This is a genomic window from Streptomyces sp. NPDC050388 (assembly GCF_040655635.1).
In the GTDB taxonomy this organism is placed as follows: domain Bacteria; phylum Actinomycetota; class Actinomycetes; order Streptomycetales; family Streptomycetaceae; genus Streptomyces.
This window is the reverse complement of sequence record NZ_JBFAKH010000021.1, coordinates 54,789-76,170: the sequence shown is the minus strand read 5'-3', so window position 1 is coordinate 76,170 and position 21,382 is coordinate 54,789. Positions and strand designations below refer to the sequence as shown.

19 protein-coding genes are annotated in these 21,382 nt (G+C 72.9%); 4 read left to right on the top strand and 15 right to left on the bottom strand.

The window, feature by feature from the left end:
* Nucleotides 1-3 precede the first annotated feature (3 nt).
* Nucleotides 4-1,263, bottom strand: a complete 1,260-nt coding sequence (locus AB0I73_RS14775; RefSeq protein WP_363037266.1) for a family 10 glycosylhydrolase — start codon at nucleotides 1,261-1,263, stop codon at nucleotides 4-6.
* 253 nt (nucleotides 1,264-1,516) lie between these two features.
* Here AB0I73_RS14775 and AB0I73_RS14770 point away from each other — a divergent pair, with 253 nt between their 5' ends.
* On the top strand, nucleotides 1,517-2,377 hold the full coding sequence (locus tag AB0I73_RS14770; protein WP_109380433.1) for a 3-hydroxybutyryl-CoA dehydrogenase: 861 nt from the start codon (nucleotides 1,517-1,519) through the stop codon (nucleotides 2,375-2,377).
* Nucleotides 2,378-2,425: 48 nt separating this feature from the next.
* Here AB0I73_RS14770 and AB0I73_RS14765 read toward each other — a convergent pair whose 3' ends face one another.
* From AB0I73_RS14765 to infC, 10 genes are all read right to left on the bottom strand, one after another.
* A complete protein-coding gene (locus AB0I73_RS14765; RefSeq protein WP_363037264.1) occupies nucleotides 2,426-2,971 on the bottom strand; it encodes an NUDIX hydrolase in 546 nt (181 codons plus the stop codon).
* Nucleotides 2,972-3,153: 182 nt separating this feature from the next.
* Nucleotides 3,154-4,494, bottom strand: coding sequence for a transcriptional regulator (locus AB0I73_RS14760; RefSeq protein ID WP_363037262.1), 1,341 nt, complete (start codon nucleotides 4,492-4,494; stop codon nucleotides 3,154-3,156).
* A gap of 276 nt (nucleotides 4,495-4,770) precedes the next feature.
* Complete coding sequence (locus AB0I73_RS14755) at nucleotides 4,771-5,820, bottom strand: PP2C family protein-serine/threonine phosphatase (protein WP_363037260.1); 1,050 nt, start codon at nucleotides 5,818-5,820, stop codon at nucleotides 4,771-4,773.
* Between the two features lie 240 nt (nucleotides 5,821-6,060).
* Nucleotides 6,061-8,571: a phenylalanine--tRNA ligase subunit beta gene (gene pheT, locus AB0I73_RS14750; protein ID WP_363037258.1), complete on the bottom strand. Its 2,511-nt coding sequence runs from the start codon at nucleotides 8,569-8,571 to the stop codon at nucleotides 6,061-6,063.
* On the bottom strand, nucleotides 8,571-9,692 hold the full coding sequence (gene pheS, locus AB0I73_RS14745) for a phenylalanine--tRNA ligase subunit alpha (RefSeq protein ID WP_363037256.1): 1,122 nt from the start codon (nucleotides 9,690-9,692) through the stop codon (nucleotides 8,571-8,573). The genes pheT and pheS overlap by 1 nt, the downstream gene beginning before the upstream one ends.
* Nucleotides 9,693-9,841: 149 nt before the next feature.
* A complete protein-coding gene (locus AB0I73_RS14740; RefSeq protein WP_363037254.1) occupies nucleotides 9,842-10,987 on the bottom strand; it encodes an ATP-binding protein in 1,146 nt (381 codons plus the stop codon).
* 130 nt (nucleotides 10,988-11,117) lie between these two features.
* Nucleotides 11,118-12,008, bottom strand: a complete 891-nt coding sequence (locus AB0I73_RS14735) for an RNA methyltransferase (protein ID WP_363037252.1) — start codon at nucleotides 12,006-12,008, stop codon at nucleotides 11,118-11,120.
* A gap of 97 nt (nucleotides 12,009-12,105) precedes the next feature.
* Nucleotides 12,106-12,489 (bottom strand): 50S ribosomal protein L20, encoded by a 384-nt coding sequence (gene rplT, locus AB0I73_RS14730; protein ID WP_055470307.1) that lies wholly within the window; start codon nucleotides 12,487-12,489, stop codon nucleotides 12,106-12,108.
* Between the two features lie 100 nt (nucleotides 12,490-12,589).
* Entirely contained in the window at nucleotides 12,590-12,784 is a 195-nt protein-coding gene (gene rpmI, locus AB0I73_RS14725) for a 50S ribosomal protein L35 (protein ID WP_109380440.1), read from the bottom strand.
* Nucleotides 12,785-12,892: 108 nt separating this feature from the next.
* Nucleotides 12,893-13,549, bottom strand: a complete 657-nt coding sequence (gene infC / locus AB0I73_RS14720) for a translation initiation factor IF-3 (protein WP_202276840.1) — start codon at nucleotides 13,547-13,549, stop codon at nucleotides 12,893-12,895.
* A 407-nt stretch (nucleotides 13,550-13,956) separates the two neighbouring features.
* Between infC and AB0I73_RS14715 the strand changes: the two genes are divergently transcribed.
* On the top strand, nucleotides 13,957-14,370 hold the full coding sequence (locus tag AB0I73_RS14715) for a DUF1844 domain-containing protein (protein ID WP_363037250.1): 414 nt from the start codon (nucleotides 13,957-13,959) through the stop codon (nucleotides 14,368-14,370).
* 14 nt (nucleotides 14,371-14,384) lie between these two features.
* Here AB0I73_RS14715 and AB0I73_RS14710 read toward each other — a convergent pair whose 3' ends face one another.
* Complete coding sequence (locus tag AB0I73_RS14710) at nucleotides 14,385-15,116, bottom strand: SseB family protein (protein WP_363037248.1); 732 nt, start codon at nucleotides 15,114-15,116, stop codon at nucleotides 14,385-14,387.
* Between the two features lie 133 nt (nucleotides 15,117-15,249).
* Between AB0I73_RS14710 and AB0I73_RS14705 the strand changes: the two genes are divergently transcribed.
* Nucleotides 15,250-15,993, top strand: a complete 744-nt coding sequence (locus tag AB0I73_RS14705; RefSeq protein ID WP_363037334.1) for a hypothetical protein — start codon at nucleotides 15,250-15,252, stop codon at nucleotides 15,991-15,993.
* A gap of 69 nt (nucleotides 15,994-16,062) precedes the next feature.
* On the opposite strand, the gene mycP is transcribed toward AB0I73_RS14705, so the two are convergent.
* Together mycP and AB0I73_RS14695 are read right to left on the bottom strand one after the other, a co-directional pair.
* Nucleotides 16,063-17,238, bottom strand: a complete 1,176-nt coding sequence (gene mycP / locus AB0I73_RS14700) for a type VII secretion-associated serine protease mycosin (RefSeq protein ID WP_363037246.1) — start codon at nucleotides 17,236-17,238, stop codon at nucleotides 16,063-16,065.
* Complete coding sequence (locus AB0I73_RS14695; protein ID WP_363037244.1) at nucleotides 17,235-18,818, bottom strand: hypothetical protein; 1,584 nt, start codon at nucleotides 18,816-18,818, stop codon at nucleotides 17,235-17,237. The genes mycP and AB0I73_RS14695 overlap by 4 nt, the downstream gene beginning before the upstream one ends.
* 266 nt (nucleotides 18,819-19,084) lie before the next feature.
* On the opposite strand from AB0I73_RS14695, the gene AB0I73_RS14690 reads away from it, so the two are divergent.
* Nucleotides 19,085-20,287, top strand: coding sequence for an amino acid deaminase/aldolase (locus AB0I73_RS14690; RefSeq protein ID WP_363037242.1), 1,203 nt, complete (start codon nucleotides 19,085-19,087; stop codon nucleotides 20,285-20,287).
* Nucleotides 20,288-20,312: 25 nt separating this feature from the next.
* Here the strand turns inward: AB0I73_RS14690 and AB0I73_RS14685 are convergent, their stop codons facing one another.
* Nucleotides 20,313-21,218 (bottom strand): DUF2510 domain-containing protein, encoded by a 906-nt coding sequence (locus AB0I73_RS14685; protein WP_363037332.1) that lies wholly within the window; start codon nucleotides 21,216-21,218, stop codon nucleotides 20,313-20,315.
* Between the last annotated feature and the right edge of the window lie 164 nt (nucleotides 21,219-21,382).

The following is a 21,382-nucleotide window of genomic DNA, read 5'->3' as shown; positions in this document are numbered from 1 at the left end:
GGATCAACGTGGGGGTGTCGCCGGCCGCTCGTAGTGGTCGGCGACCACCCGCGCCATCGCGCCGACCGGGTCGGTGCTCAGTTCCCGGGCGGCGAAGAAGACGTGCCCGCGCACCTGCGGGTGCTCCTCGGCGAGCGTGAGGTGCCGGGAGAGTTCGGCCGGATCCTGCCAGGGGGCGGGCTGCGCCGGATCGCCCGCCTTGTAGAGCGCCTCGCCCGCGTACAGCTGTGTCCCGGAGCCCTCCACGACCGCGGACCACCAGGCCAGCAGCTTCGCGTAGTCGGCGGCGGCGAAGCCGATGTTCCAGTAGAGCTGGGGGCAGATGTAGTCGATCCAGTTCTCCCGCGCCCACCGGCGGGTGTCGGCGTGCAGATCGTCGTAGGCCTGCACGCCGGCCCGGGTTTCTGAGCCGAGCCGGTCGGTTGCCGCGTTGCGCCACACTCCGAAGGGGCTGATGCCGAAGCGGGTGCCGGGCCGGATCTCCCGGACGCGGGCCGCCGTCTCGCGCACCAGCCGGTCGATGTTGTCCCGCCGCCAGGCCGCCCGGTCGGGGAAGGCGCCGCCGTGGGCGTCGTGGGCGGTGTCGTCGTCGAAGCTCTGCCCCGGCACGGGGTACGGGTAGAAGTAGTCGTCGAAGTGGACCGCGTCGACGGGATACCGGCGCACCGCGTCGAGCATCGCGTCCACGGCGAAGGCGCGGACCTCGGGCAACCCGGGGTTGTAGTAGAGCTTTCCGTCGTACGGAACCACCCAGCCGGGGTTCCGGCGGGCCGGGTGCGTGGCGGCGAGCCGGGTGGGGTCGGTGTGCGGGGCGACCCGGTACGGGTTGAACCAGGCGTGCAGTTCCAGGCCGCGGGCGTGGGCCTCGGTGACGGCGGTGCCCAGCGGGTCCCAGCCGGGATGCGTGCCCTGGGTGCCGGTGAGGTACGCGGACCAGGGTTCGTACGGGGACGGCCACAGGGCGTCGGCCGTGGGCCGTACCTGGAGGATCACGGTGTTGAGCCGGTTGCGGACGGCGGTGTCGAGGTGGGCGATCAGCTCGGCCCGCTGCCGGTCGGCGCTCAGTCCCGGACGCGACGGCCGGTCCCGGTTGGCCACGGTCGCCAGCCACACGCCCCGCATCTTCCCCGCCGTCGCTCCCCGGCCCCCCGCCGCACCCGAGGGCACGGGGCCCGGCCGGGCCGGGGCGGCCGAGGCCGCCGCCGTCATCGTCACTGCCGAAAGCGCCGCCGTGGCGAACGCCCTGCGTGACACTCGTCCCATTTCACACCCGCCACAAAAGCCGCGATCCGCCCGATCATGGACCGTTCCGCGCTCAGCATGCCCGCCCCGCACGATCGATCATCGATCCTTCCGGGTAGCGTGCACGAACAGAGCAGGACGCCGTGACCCGGCACCCCTGCCGGAGCCGCAGAGCGAAGTCGCAGAGCAGAGCCGTGGAACTGGGCGGCGGAACAGCGGTAGAACAGAGCCGTAACAGCGCAGACGAACCGCGCAGGGAAGCGAAAGGGACGATGTGACCGACATCGAACGCGTCGGAGTGGTGGGCTGCGGTCAGATGGGCGCGGGAATCGCCGAAGTGTGCGCTCGCGCCGGACTGCACGTGATGGTCGCGGAGACCACCGGCGAGGCCCTGGAGATCGGCCGTACCCGGCTGTACAACTCCCTCACCAAGGCGGCCGAGCGCGGCAAGATCACGGCGGAGGAGCTGGAGGCCGCCCAGGCCCGGCTGAGCTTCACCACGGACCTCGGCGAGTTCGCCGACCGCGACCTGGTGATCGAGGCCGTCGTCGAGAACGAGCAGGTCAAGACGGAGATCTTCCAGGTGCTCGACCAGGTGGTGACCCGACCGGACGCGATCCTGGCCTCCAACACCTCCTCCATCCCGCTGGTGAAGCTGGCGGTCGCCACCTCGCGGCCCGACCACGTCATCGGCATCCACTTCTTCAACCCGGCCCCCGTGCAGCAGCTGGTCGAGCTGATCCCGGCGCTCACCACCTCCGAGGGCACGATCAGCCGGGCGCAGATCTTCACCGAGAAGGTGCTGGGCAAGCACGCGATCCACGCCCAGGACCGTTCCGGGTTCGTGGTGAACGCGCTGCTGATCCCGTACCTGCTCTCCGCGATCCGGATGTTCGAGTCGGGCATCGCCAGCCGTGAGGACATCGACAACGGCATGGAGATGGGCTGTGCCCACCCGATGGGCCCGCTGAAGCTGTCCGACCTGATCGGCCTGGACACGGTGGCCTCGGTCGCGCACTCGATGTACGAGGAGTACAAGGAGCCGCTGTACGCCGCTCCCCCGCTGCTCCAGCGCATGGTCGACGCGGGCCGTCTGGGCCGCAAGAGCGGCTCCGGCTTCTACAGCTACGGCTGAGGGACGCCTCGCGGCCCGGCACCCCGACGGAGTGCCGGGCCGTCGGCGTCAGGGCCTGTTGTCCTGGCCGAGCCTGAGATGGTGCAACAGCAGTAACGCGGCCGCCATGTTGGCGGCCGGGACCTCGCCGCGGGCGACCAGGTCGGGGACCACCTTCAGCGGCACCCACTCCCGGCGGTCCGACTCGAAGTCGTCCACCGGGTGCCCGACGTACTCGCCCTCGTCGGCCCAGTAGATGTGGTGCCGGGCGTCGGTGAGCCCGTTGGACGGCTCCACGCTCATGAGGTGGTGCAGGGGCCCGGGCCGCCAGCCGGTCTCCTCCTCCAGCTCCCGGGCCGCCGCCCGGACGACGTCCTCGCCGTCCTCGACCACGCCGGCTGCGAGCTCCCACCCCCAGCTGTCGGTGATGAAGCGGTGGCGCCACAGGAGGAGGACCTCGTTGGCCTCGTTCACCACCGTGGCCACGGCGACGGGCCGCAGCCGGATGAGGAAGTGGTCGAGATGCCGGCCGTCCGGTAGTTCGACATCCGCGAGATTGACGCTGAACCAGCGGTTCGAGTACACGATTTGTTCGTTCTGCTTCGCCCATTGCACGGTTATGCCACCTTCCGCTGAGTGAGTGGCAATATCGCAGCAGCAGCGGTCCGGTAGCAGGCGCACAGGAGGCCGCCCGCGACGCAGCGGACGGCGCGACGCGGGCGCACTCCGCGGCCACCTGCGGCGGGCCACCGGGACCACCGTGCGCACGGCCGGGCCACCGGGCACGCGCGGCGGGCTCACAGCGGTACGCGCAGGGCACCGTCGATGAGTTCGGCCGCCTCCCCGGTGCCGGCGCAGCCGTTGCGCACCAGGTGCTCGCGCACGGCGCGCAGTCTGTCGCGCAGCCGCTGCGACTCCATTCCACGGGCCTGCTCGGTCATCTGCACCGCGATGGCGACCGCTTTGTCGGCGTTGCCCTGCCGCAGTTCGATGGTGCTCAGCATGGCGAGCCGGTGCACCCGTCCCCGGTCGTGCGCGGGGTTGTCGACGGCGGCGGCCGCGTGCTCGCCCGCTGCGGCCAGCTCGCCGAGGCTGAGCAGCGCCTCCGCCACCTGCACGTTGACCAGGCCGGGTTGGACGTAGCCGGTCTCGTCGGGTTCGTGGCCGCGCCGGATGCGCTCGGCGGCCTGCTCGGCGCGCCGGATGCAGGACAGCGCGCTCGTGCCGTCGCCGAGGTGCGCGTACGCCTTCGCCTGCATCGCGTACAGGTCGGAGGCGAGGGCGGGGGTGATGTGCTTGCCCGCGGCGCGCAGCGCGGCCTCCGCGAAGGCGACGGCCTGCCGGTACTCCCGCATGAACAGCGCCTGGTTGACCAGGAGCGCGATCACGTACGCGCCAAGTCCACGGTCCCCGCTGGCCTTGGCCAGCCGGAGCGCCTGGTGGAAGTAGCGCTGGGCGAGTCCGTGCGCGTCGGAGTCGTACGCGCAGATCCCCGCGACCGCCACCAACCCGCCGGTGGCCCGGTGCAGTTGACGACCGGTGGAGTCGGTGTAGCTGCCGCGCAGCAGCGGGGCGGTCTCGGTGTTGAGGAAGCCGACGATGCGGGCGCGGGTCGCGACGCCGCCGGCCTTGCGGTACATCTGCTCGTAGTGGGAGCGGGCGGAGCGCAGCATGTCCAGGTCGCCCGGTGTGACCCGGTGCCGGCCACCGCGTGAGACGTCCACGTCCTCGGGCGGGTTCTCCCACTCCCAGACGGGCATCACGGCGGGGGTGCCGGTGACCGCGGGCGCGCCCAGTATGTGCGGACGCCGCTGCTGATCGGAGCGCCACAGTGCGGTGGCCCGCTCGACGAAGCCGGAGAGCGAACCGGGGTGCGGGGTGGACGGTCCGCCGGGGACACCGAGACCGATGTCGTCGAGGGTGACCTGGCGGTGCAGCCGGACGGCCAGGACCTCGCAGATCAGGTCGGGCACCTGGCCGCGGGGCCGCTGCCCCTTCAACCAGCGTGCCACGGCGGTGTGTTCGTACCTGAGTGACAGTCCGCGTGCCCGGCCGGCCTGGTTGACGTGCGCGGCCAGACCGGCGTGCGAGATGCCGGCCTCGTCCAGGACCGCGTCGAGCAGAGTGTTGGGCTGCATGAGGTCCCCCGGAGGATCGGTGTCGACAGAGTAGTGGCCGGATGTTCACACGGGGTGTGAACGGAGTGCCCGAATCCGCAGTGTGTGCGCGCTGTCGCGGAGAGTTCCCGGCCGGTTGACTGAGGTGCCTCGAAAGAGGCCGGCCGGGCCGCCGGCTCCCCCTCGTACAGTGCGGCGGCCCGTGTCCGCGCCGTCCGCCCAGCCACCTGCCCGACATTCCGTGGCGGGGCGGACGGCCCCGCCGGCTGTCCGCGCACGCTGCGGGGGGGGCGCATGCTATGCGGGGAACTGCTGGCGGCTCGCCGCGTGCGGGTCCGTCGTGATCGACCGCGGGGATTCCGGCGCGATCGAGGGGGCGCGCGGAGACGGGCGCTCGTTCCTGAGGACCATGAGGGCGATGTCGTCCTTGGGTGGGCCGCCGGTGTGGCGGGTCAGCGCCGTGAGGACCGTGCGCAGGACCGCCTGCGGGGTGCGCGGCGCCCCGCGCGCTGCTGCGGCGAGCACCTCCGGCAGCGGGAAGAAACGGCCGCCGGCGTCCCGCGCGTCCTCGGCTCCGTCCGTGTGCAGGACGAGCATGTCACCGGGCAGCAGTCGTCCGCAGGGGACGGTGGGGAGCTCGGCGGGCAGCGGGAACGGGCCCAGCGGCGGGTGCGGATCGGCGCGGGCGAGCGGTCCGGCCCGCGCGCCGCTCAGCAGATGGGGCCAGGGGTGCCCGCAGTTGAGCGCCCGGACCTGCCCGTCCGGGAGGATCTCGAGCAGCAGTACGGTGACGAACTCCTCGGCGACCTGATGGCCGTCGGCAGCGCCGACGGCTGCCGAAAGGTGCTCGGCGCGGGCCCGCTCCCGCAGGTGCCGGTCCATCGCCCGCTCCAGCCGGCGCAGCACTCCGGCCAGGTCGGGTTCGTCGTACGCGGCCGCGCGGAAACAGCCGAGGACGGCGGTGACGGTGGGGACGGCGCCGAGCCCGTGTCCGCGGACGTCGCCGATGACCGCCCGTACGCCGTACTCGGTGGCGACCACCTCATACAGATCGCCGCCGAGCCGGGCACCCCGGTCGGCGGAGAGCTGGACGGCGGCGACCGTCAGTCCGTCGACGCGCGGCGGCGGCCGCCGCCTCCGCTGCGCGGTGCGGGCGATCGTGCGGGTCCGTCGCAGCTCCCGCAGCAGGCTCTGCCCGACGTGCAGCGCCAGTCCGGTGCCGATGGCGCTCAGGGCGGTGGGTGGCAGTCCGCGGGCGAGCGCCCGGCGCAGCGGGCAGTGGTCGGGATTCCACGATGTGGTCCTGGGCCGCCCCGTGCGGGGTGCTCCAGCCTTGAAGCGGATCATGCCGATGGCCCCCCATTGTGGCCCAGACAGCACAGACCGGCCTCGGAGAGGCCGGTCTGATTCTTTCGACCACACGATCCGATCCGGGTATATCGCCCGAAAAGTCACCCGAACGAGTGAGGTGACTGGCGGTAACAGATACGTGAGAGAGCTACGTGCACCCAGGAGCGCAGGGGAACTCGAGCACCCCGCGAAAACCCGAGGACCGACCCCGAAGGGCCGGTCCTCGGGAGGAACCCACTAGCCGCGAAGGACCGCCCCGGTGCGCTCGCCCGCGAGGGCGACCGCCGTCTCCCGGGCCGCGGACGCCTCGTCGACCGTCAGCGTCCGGTCGGGCGCGCGGAACCGCAACGCGTACGCCAGGGACTTGCGTCCCTCACCCAGCTGCTCGGCGTTCTCGTACACGTCGAACAGGCGGATGGACTCCAGCAGTTCGCCGGCGCCCTCGCGCAGTGCCGCCTCGACGTCCGACGCCGGCACGAACGCGTCGACGACCAGCGCGACGTCCTGCGTGGCGACCGGGAAGGTGGAGATGCCCGGTGCCTGCGGGGTCTCGTCGCCGGCCTGTTCCAGGACGTCCAGGTCGAGCTCCATCGCGCAGCTGCGCGCGGGCAGGCCCAGGTTCTTCAGCACGCCCGGGTGCAGCTCTCCGGCGTGCCCGATCACCCGCTCGGTGCCGTCGACGACGACCGCCAGCTCGGCGCAGCGGCCCGGGTGCCACGGGCCGTACTGGCCCTTGCGCACGACGAGTTCGGCACCCGCCTCGGCGGCGACGGTGCGGGCGGCCTCGATCGCGTCGGCCCAGTCGGCCGGGCGGCCCGCGCCCCACCAGCCGGCCTGCTCGCGGGCACCGGCGAGGACCGCGGCCACGTGCCGCGGCTGGTCCGGCAGCGCCGCGTCGAGGCCGGCGAGCTCCTCGTCGGTGGGGCGCCGGTCCACCGGCAGCCGGACGGCGGTCCGCTGCTCCTCGCGCGGGAAGAAGACCAGGCCGGTCTCGAACAGGGCCAGGTCGTGCGAGCCGCGTCCGTCGTTGCGCCGCAGCGCGCCGAGCAGGCCGGGCAGCAGCGAGGTCCGCAGCGCGGGCTCCTCGTCGCTGAGCGGGTTGGTCAGCTTCACCACCCGGCGGACCGGGTCGTCGGCGTCCAGGTTGAGCTGGTCGAAGACCTGCTCGCTGACGAACGGGTAGTTCGGCGCCTCGACGTATCCGGCGCCGGCCAGGGCCCGGCCGATCCGGCGGTGCAGTCGCTGCCGGGAGGTCAGCCCGCGGCCGGCGGGCGGCCTGGGCAGCGTGGCGGGCAGGTTCTCGTAGCCCTCGAGCCGGATGACCTCCTCGGCCAGGTCGTTCGGGTCGGTCAGGTCGGGCCGCCAGGACGGCACGGTGACGATCAGCTCGTCCTGGCCGTGGACGTCGCAGCCGACCTGCTGGAGGCGGCGCACGACGGTCTCGCGGCCGTAGGTGACGCCCGCGACCTTGTCCGGGTGGTCGGCCGGGATGGTGATGGTGTGCGGCGCGGTCGGGGCGACGACCTCGGTGACACCGGCCTCGGCGGTGCCGCCGGCGAGCAGCACCAGCAGGTCGACCGTGCGCTGCGCGGCAGCGGCGGCGGCCTGCGGGTCGACTCCCCGTTCGAAGCGCCGGGACGCCTCGGAGGACAGCTTGTGCCGGCGGGCCGTGCGCGCGATCGACACCGCGTCGAAGTGCGCGGCCTCGATCACCACGTCGGCCGTGGCGTTCTCGAGGTCGTGATCTGCGATCTCCGTGTTGGCGCCGCCCATGACGCCGGCGAGCCCGATCGGGCCGCGCTCGTCGGTGATCACCAGGTCCTCGGCGTCGAGGGTGCGCTGCACGCCGTCGAGGGTGGTGAGCTTCTCGCCCGGTTCGGCCCGGCGGACGCCGATGGTGCCCTGGACCAGGGAGCGGTCGTAGGCGTGCAGCGGCTGGCCGAGCTCCAGCATCACGTAGTTGGTGATGTCCACGGCGAGGGAGACCGGGCGCATGCCGGCCTTCTGCAGCCGGCGCTGGAGCCAGATCGGGGAGCGCGCGTCGGGGCTCAGACCGGTCACCGTGCGGGCGGTGAAGCGGTCGCAGCCGGCCGGGTCGGAGACCTTCACCGGGTAGCCGAAGGCGTTCGGTCCGGGCACGTCGAGCAGCGCAGGGTCGCGCAGCGGCAGACCGTAGGCGGTGGCGGTCTCGCGGGCCACGCCGCGCATCGACAGGCAGTAGCCGCGGTCCGGGGTGACGGCGATGTCGAGGACCTCGTCGACCAGCTCCAGCAGCTCGATCGCGTCCTTGCCGACCTCGGTCTCCGGCGGCAGCACGATGATGCCCTTGCTGCCGTCGTCGCCCATGCCCAGCTCGTCGCTGGAGCAGATCATGCCGTGCGAGACCTTGCCGTAGGTCTTGCGGGCGGCGATCGCGAAACCACCGGGCAGCACGGCCCCGGGCAGGACCACGACGACCTTGTCGCCGACCGCGAAGTTGCGGGCGCCGCAGACGATCTCCTGGGGCTCACCGGTGCCGTTGGCCTGGCCGACGTCGACGGTGCAGAAGCGGATCGGCTTCTTGAAGCCCTCCAGCTCCTCGATGGTCAGTACCTGGCCGACGACCAGGGGGCCCTTGAGGTCGGCTCCGAGGTGTTCGACCGTCTCGACCTCGAGGCCGGCCGAAATGAGTTTGGCCTGGACGTCGCGGCCGGTCTCCGTTGCCGGCAGGTCGACGTACTCCCGCAGCCAAGAAAGCGGGACCCGCATCAGATCTCCATCCCGAACGGCCGGGTGAACCGGACGTCACCCTCGACCATGTCTCGCATGTCCTCGACGTTGTGGCGGAACATCAGCATCCGCTCGATGCCGAACCCGAAGGCGAATCCGCTGTACTTCTCGGGGTCGACGCCGCAGGCGGTGAGCACCCGCGGGTTGACCATGCCGCAGCCGCCGAGTTCGATCCAGCCCTCGGAGGAGCAGGTGCGGCAGGGGCGGTCGGGGTTGCCGACGGACTCGCCCTTGCAGACGTAGCAGAGCATGTCCATCTCGGCGCTCGGCTCGGTGAAGGGGAAGAAGTTCGGCCGCAGCCGGGTCGTCATGCCCTCGCCGAACAGCGACTGCACCATGTGGTCCAGGGTGCCCTTGAGGTCCGCCATGGTCAGGCCCTCGTCGACGGCGAGGAGCTCCACCTGGTGGAAGACGGGGGTGTGGGTCGCGTCCAGCTCGTCGGTTCGGTAGACGCGGCCGGGGCAGATGACGTAGACCGGCAGCTCGCGGTCGAGCAGGGTGCGGGCCTGCACGGGCGAGGTGTGGGTGCGCAGCACGACCCCGGACTCGGTGCCGCCCTTCGGGCCCTGCACGAAGAAGGTGTCGTGCTCACCGCGGGCCGGGTGGTCCGGACCGATGTTCAGGGCGTCGAAGTTGAACCACTCGGCCTCGACCTGCGGGCCCTCGGCGACCTCGTAACCCATGGCCACGAAGATGTCCTCGATGCGCTCGGACAGCGTGGTCAGCGGGTGCCGGGCGCCGGCCGGTACGCGGTCGTGGGGCAGTGTGACGTCCACTGCCTCCTCCACCAGTACGCGGGCGTCACGCTCGGCCTCGAGCTCGGTCTGACGGCCGGCGAGGGCCTTGTTCACGGCACCGCGCGCCTGGCCCACGCGCTTGCCCGCGTCGGCCTTGGCGTGCGGGGGCAGGGCGCCGATCTCGCGGTTGGCGAGGGCCAGCGGGGAGGCGGCGCCGGTGTGGGCGACCTTGGCCTCATGGAGCGCGTCGAGGGAGTCCGCGGCGGCGAAGGCGGCGAGCGCCTCGTCCCGCATGCGCTCGATCTCTTCCGGTTTCAACGCCTCGACCTCGACTGGGTCGTACGACTTATTGGGTGCCGACATCTCTTCCCGTACTTCCGTTTGGCTGGCTGATGGTCCCCGTCACCGGCTCGTGGACGAAGCGTCTCCGTCTGCGGGACACAATGGTGGCCAGAGGCCGAGTCTAACGGGGTGAGGGCAGGCGAATGCGCCCGTGGGGCCCTGGGGGCGCTCTAGGTGAGATACGCCGGGGCCGCCACGGGCAACGTGAATCGGAGCTCCGCGCCGCCGCCGCGGGCGCGGCCGACGGTGATGGTGCCGCCGTGGGCCTCGACGATGCCCTTCACGATGTAAAGCCCGAGGCCGGTGCCACCGCGCTTGCTGCCCCGCCAGAAGCGGGTGAAGACGCGGTTCATGGACTCCTCCGGGATGCCGGGGCCCTCGTCGCTCACGGTGACCGACGTGGCCGCGTGTTCGCCGTTCTCCCGGTCTCGGGGGGACGCCGAGGGCGTGATGTCGATGGTGACGGTTCCCTCGCCGTGGCGCACGGCATTTTCCAGCAGGTTGCTGAGCACCTGGTCGACCTTGTCGGGGTCGGCCCACAGGGCGGGCAGGGGGTGCTGGATCCGCAGCAGGAACCGGTCGGCGGGCTGTCCGGCGGCGACGTACGCCTGGATGTGCCGTCCGACGGCCGTGCCGATGTCGACGGGCTGGCGGCGCACCTCGAGGCGCCCGGAGTCGATGCGGGAGATGTCGAGGAGTTCGGCGATGAGCCGGGTGACGCGGTCGGCGTCGGCGTCGACGGTCTCCAGCATCAGCTGTTTCTGCTCGTCGGTGAAGCGCTCCCACTTCGCGAGCAGGGTGGCGGTGAAACCCTTGACGGAGGTGAGCGGGGAGCGCAGTTCGTGGGCGACGATGGCGATCAGTTCGGCGTGGCTGCGTTCGGTGCGGCGCCGGGCCTCGGTGTCGCGCAGGGACACCACGACCCGGCGGACCGGGCCGGTGGGGCGGGCGCGGACGTAGCGTGCCGAGACCAGGACCTCCCGGCCGCCGGGCAGCAGCAGATTGCGCTCGGGCTGGCTCACCCGGATGGCGAGGCCGCCGTAGGGGTCGGTGAGCTGCCACCAGCGTCGGCCTTCCAGGTCCTCCAACGGCAGGGCCGTGTCGAGGTGTTGCCCGAGGGCCTGCTCGGCGGGGACGGCGGTGATCCGGGCGGCCGCCGCGTTGAAGCAGATCACCCTGCCGTGCTCGTCGGCGACGACGAGTCCGTCGGGCAGCTGGTCGGGTTCGATGCCGAGCTCGGCGGGGCCGACGGGCCGGGGCGCGGGCGGGTGCGCCGCTTCCGGTGCTCCCGGTGCGCTGCTCGTGCCGACGGTCATCCCCGTACCCCACCTCTCAGAACTCCCTCGGGGTGCCCCGCGCTCACGGCGGGTGCCCCGGTCCGGGCGAAGCCGGAAGCCTGGGGCACGGCCGAAAGCTCGGGGAAGGGTCCCCGGGCAGGTCACCCTACTAGCTCTCGGTGACGGAGCGGCACCCTCCGGCGGCGCGCTGTGCACGCGCCGACGCGTAGAGACATACGGCAGCGGCGGTGGCGAGGTTCAGACTCTCGGCCTTTCCGTGGATCGGGACGCGGACGACGGCGTCCGTGAGCGCGCGGGTCTCCTCGGGGAGGCCCCACGCCTCGTTGCCGAAGACCCATGCGGTGGGTCCGCCCATGGTGCGCCTGTCGAGTTCGTCGTCGAGGTCGCGGTCGCCCGCGCCGTCCGCCGCGAGCACCCGTACCCCGGTGTCCCTGAGGGCGGCCACGGCCCGCTCGACGGGCACGCCCACGGCGACGGGCAGGTGGAACAGCGACCCGACGGAGGCGCGTACGGCCTTGGGGTTGTACAGGTCGACGGAGGCGTCGGTCAGGACGACGGCCTCGGCGCCGGCCGCGTCGGCGCACCGCAGTACGGTGCCCGCGTTGCCGGGGTCGCGTACGTGCGCGAGGACGGCGACGAGCCGGGGCCGGGCGGCGAGGATCTCCTCGAAGGGGGTGTCCAGGAAGTGGCACACCCCGACGAGGCCCTGCGGGGTGACCGTGGTGGAGATGTCGGCGATGACCTGCTCGGCGGCGAGGTGGACGCGGGCGCCTGCGTCCCGCGCGGCGCCGATGATGTCGGCGTACCGCTCGGCGGCCTCCGGTGTGGCGAACAGCTCGACGAGCGTGGCGGCTCCGGTGGGCCGGTGACCGCCCTCCCGGCCGGCCGTGGCCCGGTGGACGGCGGCCTCTCGTACGGCCTGCGGCCCCTCGGCGAGGAACAGCCGCTCCTTGCCCCGGAAGTTCCGCTTGGCCAGCCGCCGCGCGGCGGACACACGGGGCGAGCGGGAGGAGATCAACTCGGGGGTGGCGGGTGGCATTCGGTTCACTTTCGCTCGCAGCTTCCGCACAGACGACGGACCCGCAGGCAGCGCCTACGGGTCCGTCGGATCACGCCGGATCAGGGCCGGCGGGGCGTCACGCGGCCTTGGGCGCGTTCACGTCGGACGGCAGCGCCTTCTGCGCGACCTCGACGAGCGCGGCGAAGGCGGTGGCGTCGTTCACGGCCAGCTCGGCCAGGATCTTGCGGTCGACCTCGATGTTCGCGGCCTTCAGACCCTGGATGAAGCGGTTGTACGTGATGCCGTTCGCGCGGGCAGCGGCGTTGATGCGCTGGATCCACAGCTGGCGGAAGTCACCCTTGCGCTTCTTGCGGTCGTTGTAGTTGTAGACCAGCGAGTGGGTGACCTGCTCCTTGGCCTTGCGGTACAGGCGCGAACGCTGACCGCGGTAGCCGGAGGCCTGCTCGAGGATCGCCCGGCGCTTCTTGTGGGCGTTGACTGCCCGCTTGACGCGTGCCACTTTTTAACTCCTTGTAGCGGGGCCGCGGTCGTTGCTCACACGGCCCGAAATCGATTGGGTCCCGGTCCTGACGTGCTTACGGCGCCTGGGCGCCGTGACGTCACTTGCCGAGAAGCTTCTTGATCTTCTTGGCGTCGCCCGGGGCCATCTCGGCGTTGCCGGTGAGGCGACGCGTCACACGGGACGACTTGTGCTCGAGCAGGTGGCGCTTGCCGGCGCGCTCACGGAGCACCTTGCCGGAGCCGGTGACCTTGAAGCGCTTGCGGGCACCGCTGTGCGTCTTGTTCTTCGGCATAGCGCCGTTATCTCCTCGTCGGTGGCGCTCCGATGCCCGGTCACGAAAACCGGGCACGGTGGAGCGTCGTACTTGTTTCGGTTATGTCCTGGGGGCGGACCCCCGGGATCACGCCTCGGCGGCGGCCTGGGCCGGAGCTTCGGTCTCCGCGTCGTGGTCACCCTCCGCGGCGTTCTGCGAGCGGCCTGGGTGGGCCTTCGCGTCCGCCTTGCGGGCTTCCTGCGCCTGGCGGGCCTCGGCCATCGCCTCGGTCTTCTTCTTGTGCGGACCGAGAACCATGATCATGTTCCGGCCGTCCTGCTTCGGGTTCGACTCGATGAACCCGAGGTCCTGGACGTCCTCCGCGAGCCGCTGCAGCAGTCGGTAGCCCAGCTCGGGCCGGGACTGCTCGCGACCACGGAACATGATCGTGATCTTGACCTTGTCGCCCTGCTTGAGGAACCGGACGACGTGACCCTTCTTGGTGTCGTAGTCGTGCGGGTCGATCTTCGGCCGGAGCTTCATCTCCTTGATGACCGTGTGCGCCTGGTTCTTGCGCGCCTCACGGGCCTTCATGGCCGACTCGTACTTGAACTTCCCGTAGTCCATGAGCTTGCAGACGGGCGGACGGGCGTTCGCCGCGACCTCGACCAGGTCCAGGTCGTACTCCTGCGCAAGCTCCAGTGCCTTGGCCAGCGGGACGATGCCCACCTGCTCGCCACTGGGACCGACAAGTCGCACCTCGGGAACGCGAATCCGGTCGTTGATGCGGGGCTCGGCGCTGATGGATCCTCCTCGGTAAGCACCACGCGACGGTCTGGCGGACAGCCGCGTAACGTCTGTTTTCGTTAGACCTGACCGCGCCGAAGCAACAAAAATGCCCCGGCCGGTCACAGGCGGGGCTCCTCGAACTACCGGAACACCGCCGCGGTCACCGCGGGGCGCACTTTCGGGCGGATCGCCGCCGAGCGGCACCGCCTGACCGGTGACCTGTCATCCCCAGAGACGATCAGGTGGGAGTTCGAAAGCCTCCACTTGTGGGCCGGGCTCGCATGCCGTGGGCAGACGGGTCCGACCGGTCGTTACACAAGGTTAGCAGCTTCCGCAGGGGTGCGCTAACCGTCCGTCCCGCACTTCTGCCGCCGTGCCTCCTGCTGTCAAGAGGACACGCGCCTGGCCCTATCGTGTGGGGCATGAGTGAGACCTCCCCCTCGGACACCTCGGACACCTCCGCCACCTCCGTGTCCCCCGAGAGCACCGAGAGCACCGACAACCCCGACTTCGACGCCATGACCCGGGACATCGCCGAGGTCCCGGCGGTCGAGGTGATCGTGACCGTCGCCGTCAACCTGATGAGCGCCGCCGCGGTGAAGCTCGGCCTGACCGAGGAGGGCGACCAGCACAAGGACCTGGACGAGGCCCGCAAACTGGTGCACGCGCTGGCCGGCCTGCTGGACGCGTCCGCGACCGAGATCAGCTCCTTCCACGCGGCGCCGCTGCGCGACGGCCTGAAGTCGCTCCAGCTGGCGTTCCGCGAGGCTTCGCTCGTCCGGGACGAGCCGGGGCAGGGCCCGGGTGAGAAGTACACGGGTCCGCTCTACGCCTGAGGGGTCCGGCTCCGTCAGGGGCGTACGTAGAAGGGCTCGCCCGGTGGCGTCGCCTCGGCGGGCAGTACTGCCAGGTCGAGGCCGCGCACCAGGCGGGCCCTCAGTGTCTCGTCGGCGGCGAGGCGCTGTGCCACGGACCTGGCCGCCTCGGCCACGGGTGCGGCGGGGTCGAGGACCAGGGCCAGGGTGCCGTCGGCCTGCCCCGGCCCGAGGTGGGCGCGCAGCACGGCGGGCTCCGCGGCGACGACCGCGCGTAGGGCCTCGGTGACCGCGGGGTCGGCCAGCGGATCGGTCGTCGTGCGCCCCTCGGCGAGCGCGAGCAGCAGCGGTCCGGTCAGCTCGAAGGGCACGGGCCCTGCCAGGTCGAGCACGACCGTGTCGGCCTTCTCGTGCGCGGCGGCCTGCAGGGCCTGGTGCAGCGGTACGGCGACGGGGCGGGCCTCGGGGTCCCAGCGGGCGAGCGAGTCGGTGGAGGTGAACGCGGGCAGCGCGGTGCGGTGGCCCGCCTTCAGGGTGGGGACGGCCATGTCGCTGGTCTTCTCGCGGCGCAGTCCCCGCTCGTCCTCCTCGACCTCGCCGAGCACGGCCACCACGGGGACCAGCAGCCGGGTTTCCTTGAGCGCTTCGAGCACCGGGGTGACGGCGTTGCCGTCCTCGGCCCACGCGGCGAGTGCCGCGCTCAGCCGGGGGTCGGCGGAGCCGTCGTCGTCGCGGTAGACCGGGTCGGGGATGTTCTTGTTCGCCACGGTCCTCGAGCCTAGCGGCCGTCGGTGGCAGGCTCGGACGGGGGCGGCCGAGAAGCGGAAGGGACAGGGGGCGCGGGAGGTGCGGGAGGTGCCGGTGAGGTCCGACGGGCTGGGGACGCGGCTGACAGCCGCCATGACGGCGGTGCCGGTGGCGGACGGCGCCGAGGTGTCGGTGGGGGTCCTGGATCCGGTTGCCGCGGTCGGCGCCTGCCACGGTGACCGGACGTTCGTCACCGCGAGCATCGTGAAGGTCGACATTCTGGCGGCGCTGCTGCTCGGGGCGCAGGACGCGGGGCGGGAGCTCACCGGGGAGGAGCGTGCGTACGCCGCCGCGATGATCGAGCGCAGCGACAACGACTCCGCGTCGGCGCTGTGGCGCTCGATCGGACGGGCGGCCGGGCTCGACTCGGCGAACGCCCGCTTCGGGCTCACCCGGACCGAGGGCGGCGACGGCCCCCGGTGGGGGCTGACCCGGACCACCGTCACCGATCAACTCCTGCTGCTGCGGCAGGTGTTCGGGGCCGGGGCGGACTCGGAGCTGACCGGTGCCTCGCGGGCGTACGTGCGAGGGCTGATGGAGGGGGTGGCCGCGGACCAGGCGTGGGGGGTGCCGGTCGCGGCGGACGGCACCCTGGCGGGCAGGGGTCCGGGGGACGGCTCGGCGTGGGCGGTGAAGAACGGCTGGGTGTCGCGCGACGCGACCGGACTGTGGGTCGTGAACAGCGTCGGGCGCGTCACGGTCGACGCCCGGGGCCTGCTGGTGGCCGTGCTGTCCGACGGCAACGCGACGATGGCTCGGGGCGTCGCGCTGGTGGAGGCGGCGGCACGGGCGGCGGTGTCGGTGTTCACGGGGGACGACGGGCACCGCGCCGGCTGACGCCCGGTGACACCGCTCGGTCCTCGTGGCACCGGACGTACGTGTGGGGCCCCGGACGTCCTCGCGCGTCTAGACGTCCTCGCGGCTCGTGCGGCGGCCGCGCCACAGGACGACCGTGGCGACCAGCAGGACGCCGCCCGTGCCGCCCGCCAGGGGTGCGGCCCAGTCGGCGGTGTCTCCGTCGGAGTCGGCGGTCTCCGGTCCGGGGCCGAAGTACGCGTCGCCGTGGGCCGCCGGCTTCAGGCCCTCGGGCTTCAGCCGGGCCGCGGCCTCGATGGCGGCGGCCGGGTCGACGAAGCCGAAGCCGCGGGAGTCGTCGCGGCCCTCGGCGGGGGCGTTGCGGGCGGTGTCCTCCAGGAGGCTCTTGAGCTGGGCCGGGGTCAGGTCCGGGTGGGCCGCCCTGACCAGGGCGACGGCGCCGGACACGAACGCCGCGGCGGCGCTGGTGCCCCAGCCCTCGTAGTACTTGCGGTCGGGGTCGGCGATGATCACGTCGACGCCCGGGGCGCTGACCGTGGCGTACCAGCGCCGGGTGGAGAACGGGGCGCGGGTGCCGTAGCGGTCGACGGCGGTGGCGGCGATGACGCCCGGGTAGGCGGCCGGGTACGAGACGCGGTCGCCCTTTTCGCCGCCGTTTCCGGCGGAGGCGACGACGGCCACGCCTTTGCGGAGGGCGTACTGGATGGCCTCGTCCTCGCCTGACTCGGGGTGGGCGGAGGCCGAGTCGTCACCGAGGGAGAGGTTGATGACGTCGGCACCGTGGTCGGCGGCCCAGCGGATGCCCTCGGCGAGGGCGTTGCCGCGGGTGCGGCGGGCCTTGGCACGGGCCGGGTCGCGGTCCTCCAGGATCACCCGGACGGGGAGGATCCTGGCCTCGGGCGCGACGCCCATGACGCCCTCGGCGTTCCCGGGGCCGTGTCCGTGACCGGCGATGATCCCGGCCATGTTGGTGCCGTGCCGGGCCCAGGCACGGTCGCCGGGCTCGGCTCCGAAGCCGACCAGGTCCTTGCCCTCGAGGACGTTGCCGGTGAGGTCGGGGTGGTCGGCGTCGACCCCGGTGTCCAGGACGGCGACGACGACGCCGTCGCCCCGGGTGGTGCGCCAGGCCTCCTGGGTGTGCAGGGCGTCCAGACCCCACTGCCGGGCGCGGATGCCGTCGGCGTGCGCGGCGGTGACGGGGAGCAGGGCGAGGGTGGCGGCGAGGAGGGTGCTCAGGGTCGCGGCCCTGGCGGTCGCGGTCCTCATGACGGCTGCTCCGTGGTCGTGCCGACGTTCTTGCGCAGGCCGCGTTCGACGCGGTCGGCGAGGCCCTGTGCCTCGTGGCCGAGGCCCGCCTGGGCGGGGGCGCTGGTGGCACCGGACTCCATGGCGTCCTCGGCGGGCTGCGGGGTCTCGACGGCACGGCCGTCGGCCCAGCCGGAGACGGCGTAGACGACGACGGGGGCGTCGGTGAGGACGGAGATCGCCCAGGAGGCACGCTGCCCGGCACCGAAGTCGGCGGCGGCGGTGCCCTTCGCGGGGTACGGGAGGGGCACCAGGTCGGTGCGGCGGTCCAGGCGTTCCTTGTCGACACGGTCGGCGAGGGAGGCCATGCCGGCGGCGTCGGCCTCGGTGAACAGCAGGCCGACGGTGGTGACGTGGCTCTGGGTGGCGTCGGTGTAGGTGGCGCGCAGCAGACGTTCGCAGCCGAGGGGGGCGAACAGCTTGCGCAGCAGGGGATCGAAGGCGTCCTCGCAGCCGCTGTCCGGGGCCACTGCTATCCGGGTCCAGAGCCGGTCGGCGTCGCCGGGACCGGCGCCCTTGCCCTCCACGGTGGGCGGGAACAGCTGGTCGACCGGGACGCTGTGCCACAGGCTTCCGGCGGCGGTGAAGCCGCTGCGGGAAGCCGTCTCACCGGAGTTCCCGGCGAGCCAGCTCCCGGTGACGGCGCCGCCTATCAGTCCCACCCCGAGGACGAGGCAGACCGCGGCGGCCACGATCTGGGACCGGTCCCGCTGTCCGAGGAGCCGTGGCCGGGTGTTCTCGTCGTACCCCTTGGTCCCCGTCGGCCCGAACGACACGACGGACCGGCCGGAGCCGGAGGCACCGCCGGGTGTCATGGGACCGCTCCAGGAGAGCGCGGGGTCGGGGGAGCCCGGCCGCGGGGCCGGGGCCCAGGTGTCGTCCGGTGCCGGGCGGGGCGGCGGCATGGCCGACCGGGACGGGGCGGCCGTGCGGGGGGTCGGTTCGGCGGGTGCGGGTGCGGCTACCGGGCGCAGGCGGGTGGTCGTCTCCGACGGGGTTTCGGCGGGGGTGTCCTGCTGCCGGACGGTGGGGCGGGGGGCGGGCTGCCGCGGTACGGCTGTCGAGCCGTTCGGGGCGGTGCCCGCAGACGGCGCCCCCCGGCCGACGGTCGGTGGCGTGTCCGGGAAGCGGGCGGAGGCCCGCGGCGGGGGCGGCGTGCCGTCCGGGCCGGCCGTGTCGGCCGTGTCGGCCGTCGGTCCGCCGGTGCCGAAGCGCGGGAACCGGGGCCGGGACGACGCGGAGCCGGAAGGCGAGGGGCCGGAAGACGAGGAAGCGGCGGGCGGCGGTGCCGTCGGCCGACGCATGTCGAACGCGCCCGTTCCGCCCGAGGTCCTGCCCTTGGGCGGAACCGGCGCGGTGTCGTTCGCCGGTCCCCCGGCGGGTGTCCCCGGGGGCGTCTCCTCGGCGCCGGTTCCCGGCTGCCGCCGGTCCGGCTCCCGGGCGTCGCCGTCCGGTCTGCCCGACGGGCGCGGCGGCGTGGACGGTGGCGGAGGGGTCGCGGGGCGCGGAGGGTGGGAGGCGCGCTGCGCTTCCGTGCTCATGCACCCCCCGTTTCGTCGTGCCCGGACCGTTTCCTCGCGGCGGGCCGGTGTCTGCCGCCGGGCCCGGTGCGAAGCCGTCCCGGGCAGAGATACCCGCACGGGTGGAACGTCATCCCGGCACGAGCCTTCGTCCGGCATGGTTCTGCCGGGCGTGCGCGTCACTCTACGGCGTGATCCCGATCGAACGGGAACCAGTCGGCAGGGCCGCGGCATCTGCCCGGAACATCCCCCTACCCTGCGGTAATCCCGTCTGGCAGGCTTCGTTCATGACTGTGCGCGCCTCCGACCGGGCCCGTTACGACCAGGCCACCGCCCATCTCGACGCCCCGCTCGCGATCGTGGACCTGGACGCCTTCGACGCCAACGCGGACGATCTGCTCCGCCGGGCCGGCGGGAAACCGATCCGGGTGGCCGGCAAGTCCGTTCGCTGCCGTGCCCTGCTCGAACGGGTCCTCGCCCGGGAGGGTTTCGCGGGGGTCATGTCGTTCACTCTCGCCGAGTCCCTGTGGCTGGCCCGCTCCGGTTTCGACGACATCCTGCTCGCGTATCCCTCCGCCGACCGCGCGGGCTACGCCGAGTTGGCCTCCGATCCCGAAGTCGCCGCCGCCGTCACCGTCATGGTCGACGACCCTGCGCAGCTGGACCTGATCGACGCCGCGCGCGCGGGCGGCGGTGAAGTGGTGCGGGTCTGCCTGGAGTTGGACACCTCGCTGAAGCTGCTCGGCGGCCGGGTGCGGGTCGGGGCGCTGCGTTCCCCACTGCACTCCCCCGCACAGGTCTCCGAGATGGCACGCGCGGTGGTCCGGCGCCCCGGGTTCGAACTGGTGGGGATCATGGCGTACGAGGGCCATGTCGCGGGCGTCGGCGACGCGGTGGCCGGGCAACCGCTGCGCTCCCGGGCCGTGCGGCTGATGCAGGCCGCCGCACGGCGGGAACTGGCCGGGCGGCGTGCGGCGGTGGTGCGGGCGGTACGGGAGGTCGCACCCGATCTGGAGTTCGTCAACGGCGGCGGTACGGGCAGTGTGCAGTTCACCGCCGAGGAGGACGCGGTCACCGAGGTCGCGGCGGGTTCGGGGCTGTACGTGCCGCGGCTGTTCGACAACTACACGTCGTTCACCGGGCGTCCGGCGGCGCTCTTCGCCCTGCCCGTCGTACGGCGGCCGGGCGTGGGCGTGGTGACGGTGCTCGGCGGCGGGTACCCGGCCTCCGGCGCGGCCGGCGCCGACCGGCTGCCGGTTCCGTATCTGCCCGAGGGCCTGCGCTACGACCCGCGGGAGGGGCCCGGCGAGGTCCAGACGCCGCTGCTGGGCCCGCCCGCCGACGATCTGCTGATCGGCGACAAGGTGTGGTTCCGGCACGCCAAGGCGGGCGAGCTGTGCGAGCGGTTCGACGCGCTGCGGCTGATCGAGGGCGGCGAGGTGACGGCGACCGTGCCGACGTACCGCGGCGAGGGCATGACGTTCCTCTGACACCGGAGCCCCGGCCCGGCGCGGGTCACGGGCGGGGGCCGACGCTGCTGCCCACGCCGCCACCCGGGTCCGCGTCGCCGACCGCGCGGATGCCCTTGGTGATGCGGTCCATGTCGGACAGGGGCGGGGCGTCCTCACCGCTCTCGAAGACGTAGCGGACGACGATCGGCGACTCGGTGCCGACGCTGGACGGGAAGACCAGCGACTGCACGTGGCCGCCGGGCCCCTTGCCGGTCGTGACGCGCCAGCGGACGAGGTACCCGGCGCGGCCCGCCACCGCGACCGGGCCGGACCTGACGACCTCGTGGGACTCGATGCCGCCGTAGGGGCTCTGGTCGAGGGCGTCCTCCTCGAAGGCGTCCTCGGCCGCGTCGGAGATGTCCTCCTTGGCGAGCAGTTCGGGGGACGTCTCGTCGGTCGCGGTCACCGTGCGGGAGATGACCATGCCGGAGCGGCAGACGCTGCCCTCGCCGGGGCAGTCGTGGATGCCGGGGGTGGTCATGACCACGTCGTGCCGGCTGACGTGCTGCGGCCGGACCCAGCCGTCGAGGAGCGGGAAGGTGACGCCGTTGAGCTGGTCCTCGACGACGGCGGGGTCGCCGGCAGGCCCGGGCGCGGACTCCGGTGCGGACGGTGCGGGGGTCTCACCGTCCGGTGCGTGGGCGGACTCCGTTCCCGTGGGGCCGGTCCTGGTCTCCGGGTCGCCGTCGTCGCCCAGCAGCACCGTGCCGGTGACGACCGCGGTGACGAGCACGGCCGCCGCCGCGGTGAGGGCGATGGCCCGGGCACGGCCGGTGCCGCCGGGAGACGGGCGCACCGGCCCGCCGGGGACTTCGGGGGCGCGCCGGTGCTCGGTCCAGGCCGCACCGTCCCACCAGCGTTCCAGGTGCGGGGCGTGCGGGTCGGGATACCAGCCCGGTGCGGGCGTCATGCTCATCCGGGCACTGTAGGGGGAAAGCCGTCGCAGTCCCCAGTGCGATGGGACGTACGCCCCCGGGATCTCGCCGTTCACGAGGAGGCCGGTGGCATCGACGAAGGAGTACGGGCATGGTGGCCAGGCCGCTGATCGGCATCAGTACGTACGTGGAACCCGGG

Excerpts from the sequence above, each read along its gene's own strand:
- AB0I73_RS14775 (WP_363037266.1), bottom strand. The coding sequence starts at position 1,263 with ATGGGACGAGTGTCACGCAGGGCGTTCGCCACGGCGGCGCTTTCGGCA.
- AB0I73_RS14760 (WP_363037262.1), bottom strand. The coding sequence starts at position 4,494 with ATGCAGCCCAACACTCTGCTCGACGCGGTCCTGGACGAGGCCGGCATC.
- AB0I73_RS14755 (WP_363037260.1), bottom strand. The coding sequence starts at position 5,820 with ATGATCCGCTTCAAGGCTGGAGCACCCCGCACGGGGCGGCCCAGGACC.
- pheT (WP_363037258.1), bottom strand. The coding sequence starts at position 8,571 with ATGCGGGTCCCGCTTTCTTGGCTGCGGGAGTACGTCGACCTGCCGGCA.
- pheS (WP_363037256.1), bottom strand. The coding sequence starts at position 9,692 with ATGTCGGCACCCAATAAGTCGTACGACCCAGTCGAGGTCGAGGCGTTG.
- AB0I73_RS14740 (WP_363037254.1), bottom strand. The coding sequence starts at position 10,987 with ATGACCGTCGGCACGAGCAGCGCACCGGGAGCACCGGAAGCGGCGCAC.
- AB0I73_RS14735 (WP_363037252.1), bottom strand. The coding sequence starts at position 12,008 with ATGCCACCCGCCACCCCCGAGTTGATCTCCTCCCGCTCGCCCCGTGTG.
- rpmI (WP_109380440.1), bottom strand. The coding sequence starts at position 12,784 with ATGCCGAAGAACAAGACGCACAGCGGTGCCCGCAAGCGCTTCAAGGTC.
- AB0I73_RS14715 (WP_363037250.1), top strand. The coding sequence starts at position 13,957 with ATGAGTGAGACCTCCCCCTCGGACACCTCGGACACCTCCGCCACCTCC.
- AB0I73_RS14705 (WP_363037334.1), top strand. The coding sequence starts at position 15,250 with ATGACGGCGGTGCCGGTGGCGGACGGCGCCGAGGTGTCGGTGGGGGTC.
- mycP (WP_363037246.1), bottom strand. The coding sequence starts at position 17,238 with ATGAGGACCGCGACCGCCAGGGCCGCGACCCTGAGCACCCTCCTCGCC.
- AB0I73_RS14695 (WP_363037244.1), bottom strand. The coding sequence starts at position 18,818 with ATGAGCACGGAAGCGCAGCGCGCCTCCCACCCTCCGCGCCCCGCGACC.
- AB0I73_RS14690 (WP_363037242.1), top strand. The coding sequence starts at position 19,085 with ATGACTGTGCGCGCCTCCGACCGGGCCCGTTACGACCAGGCCACCGCC.
- AB0I73_RS14685 (WP_363037332.1), bottom strand. The coding sequence starts at position 21,218 with ATGACGCCCGCACCGGGCTGGTATCCCGACCCGCACGCCCCGCACCTG.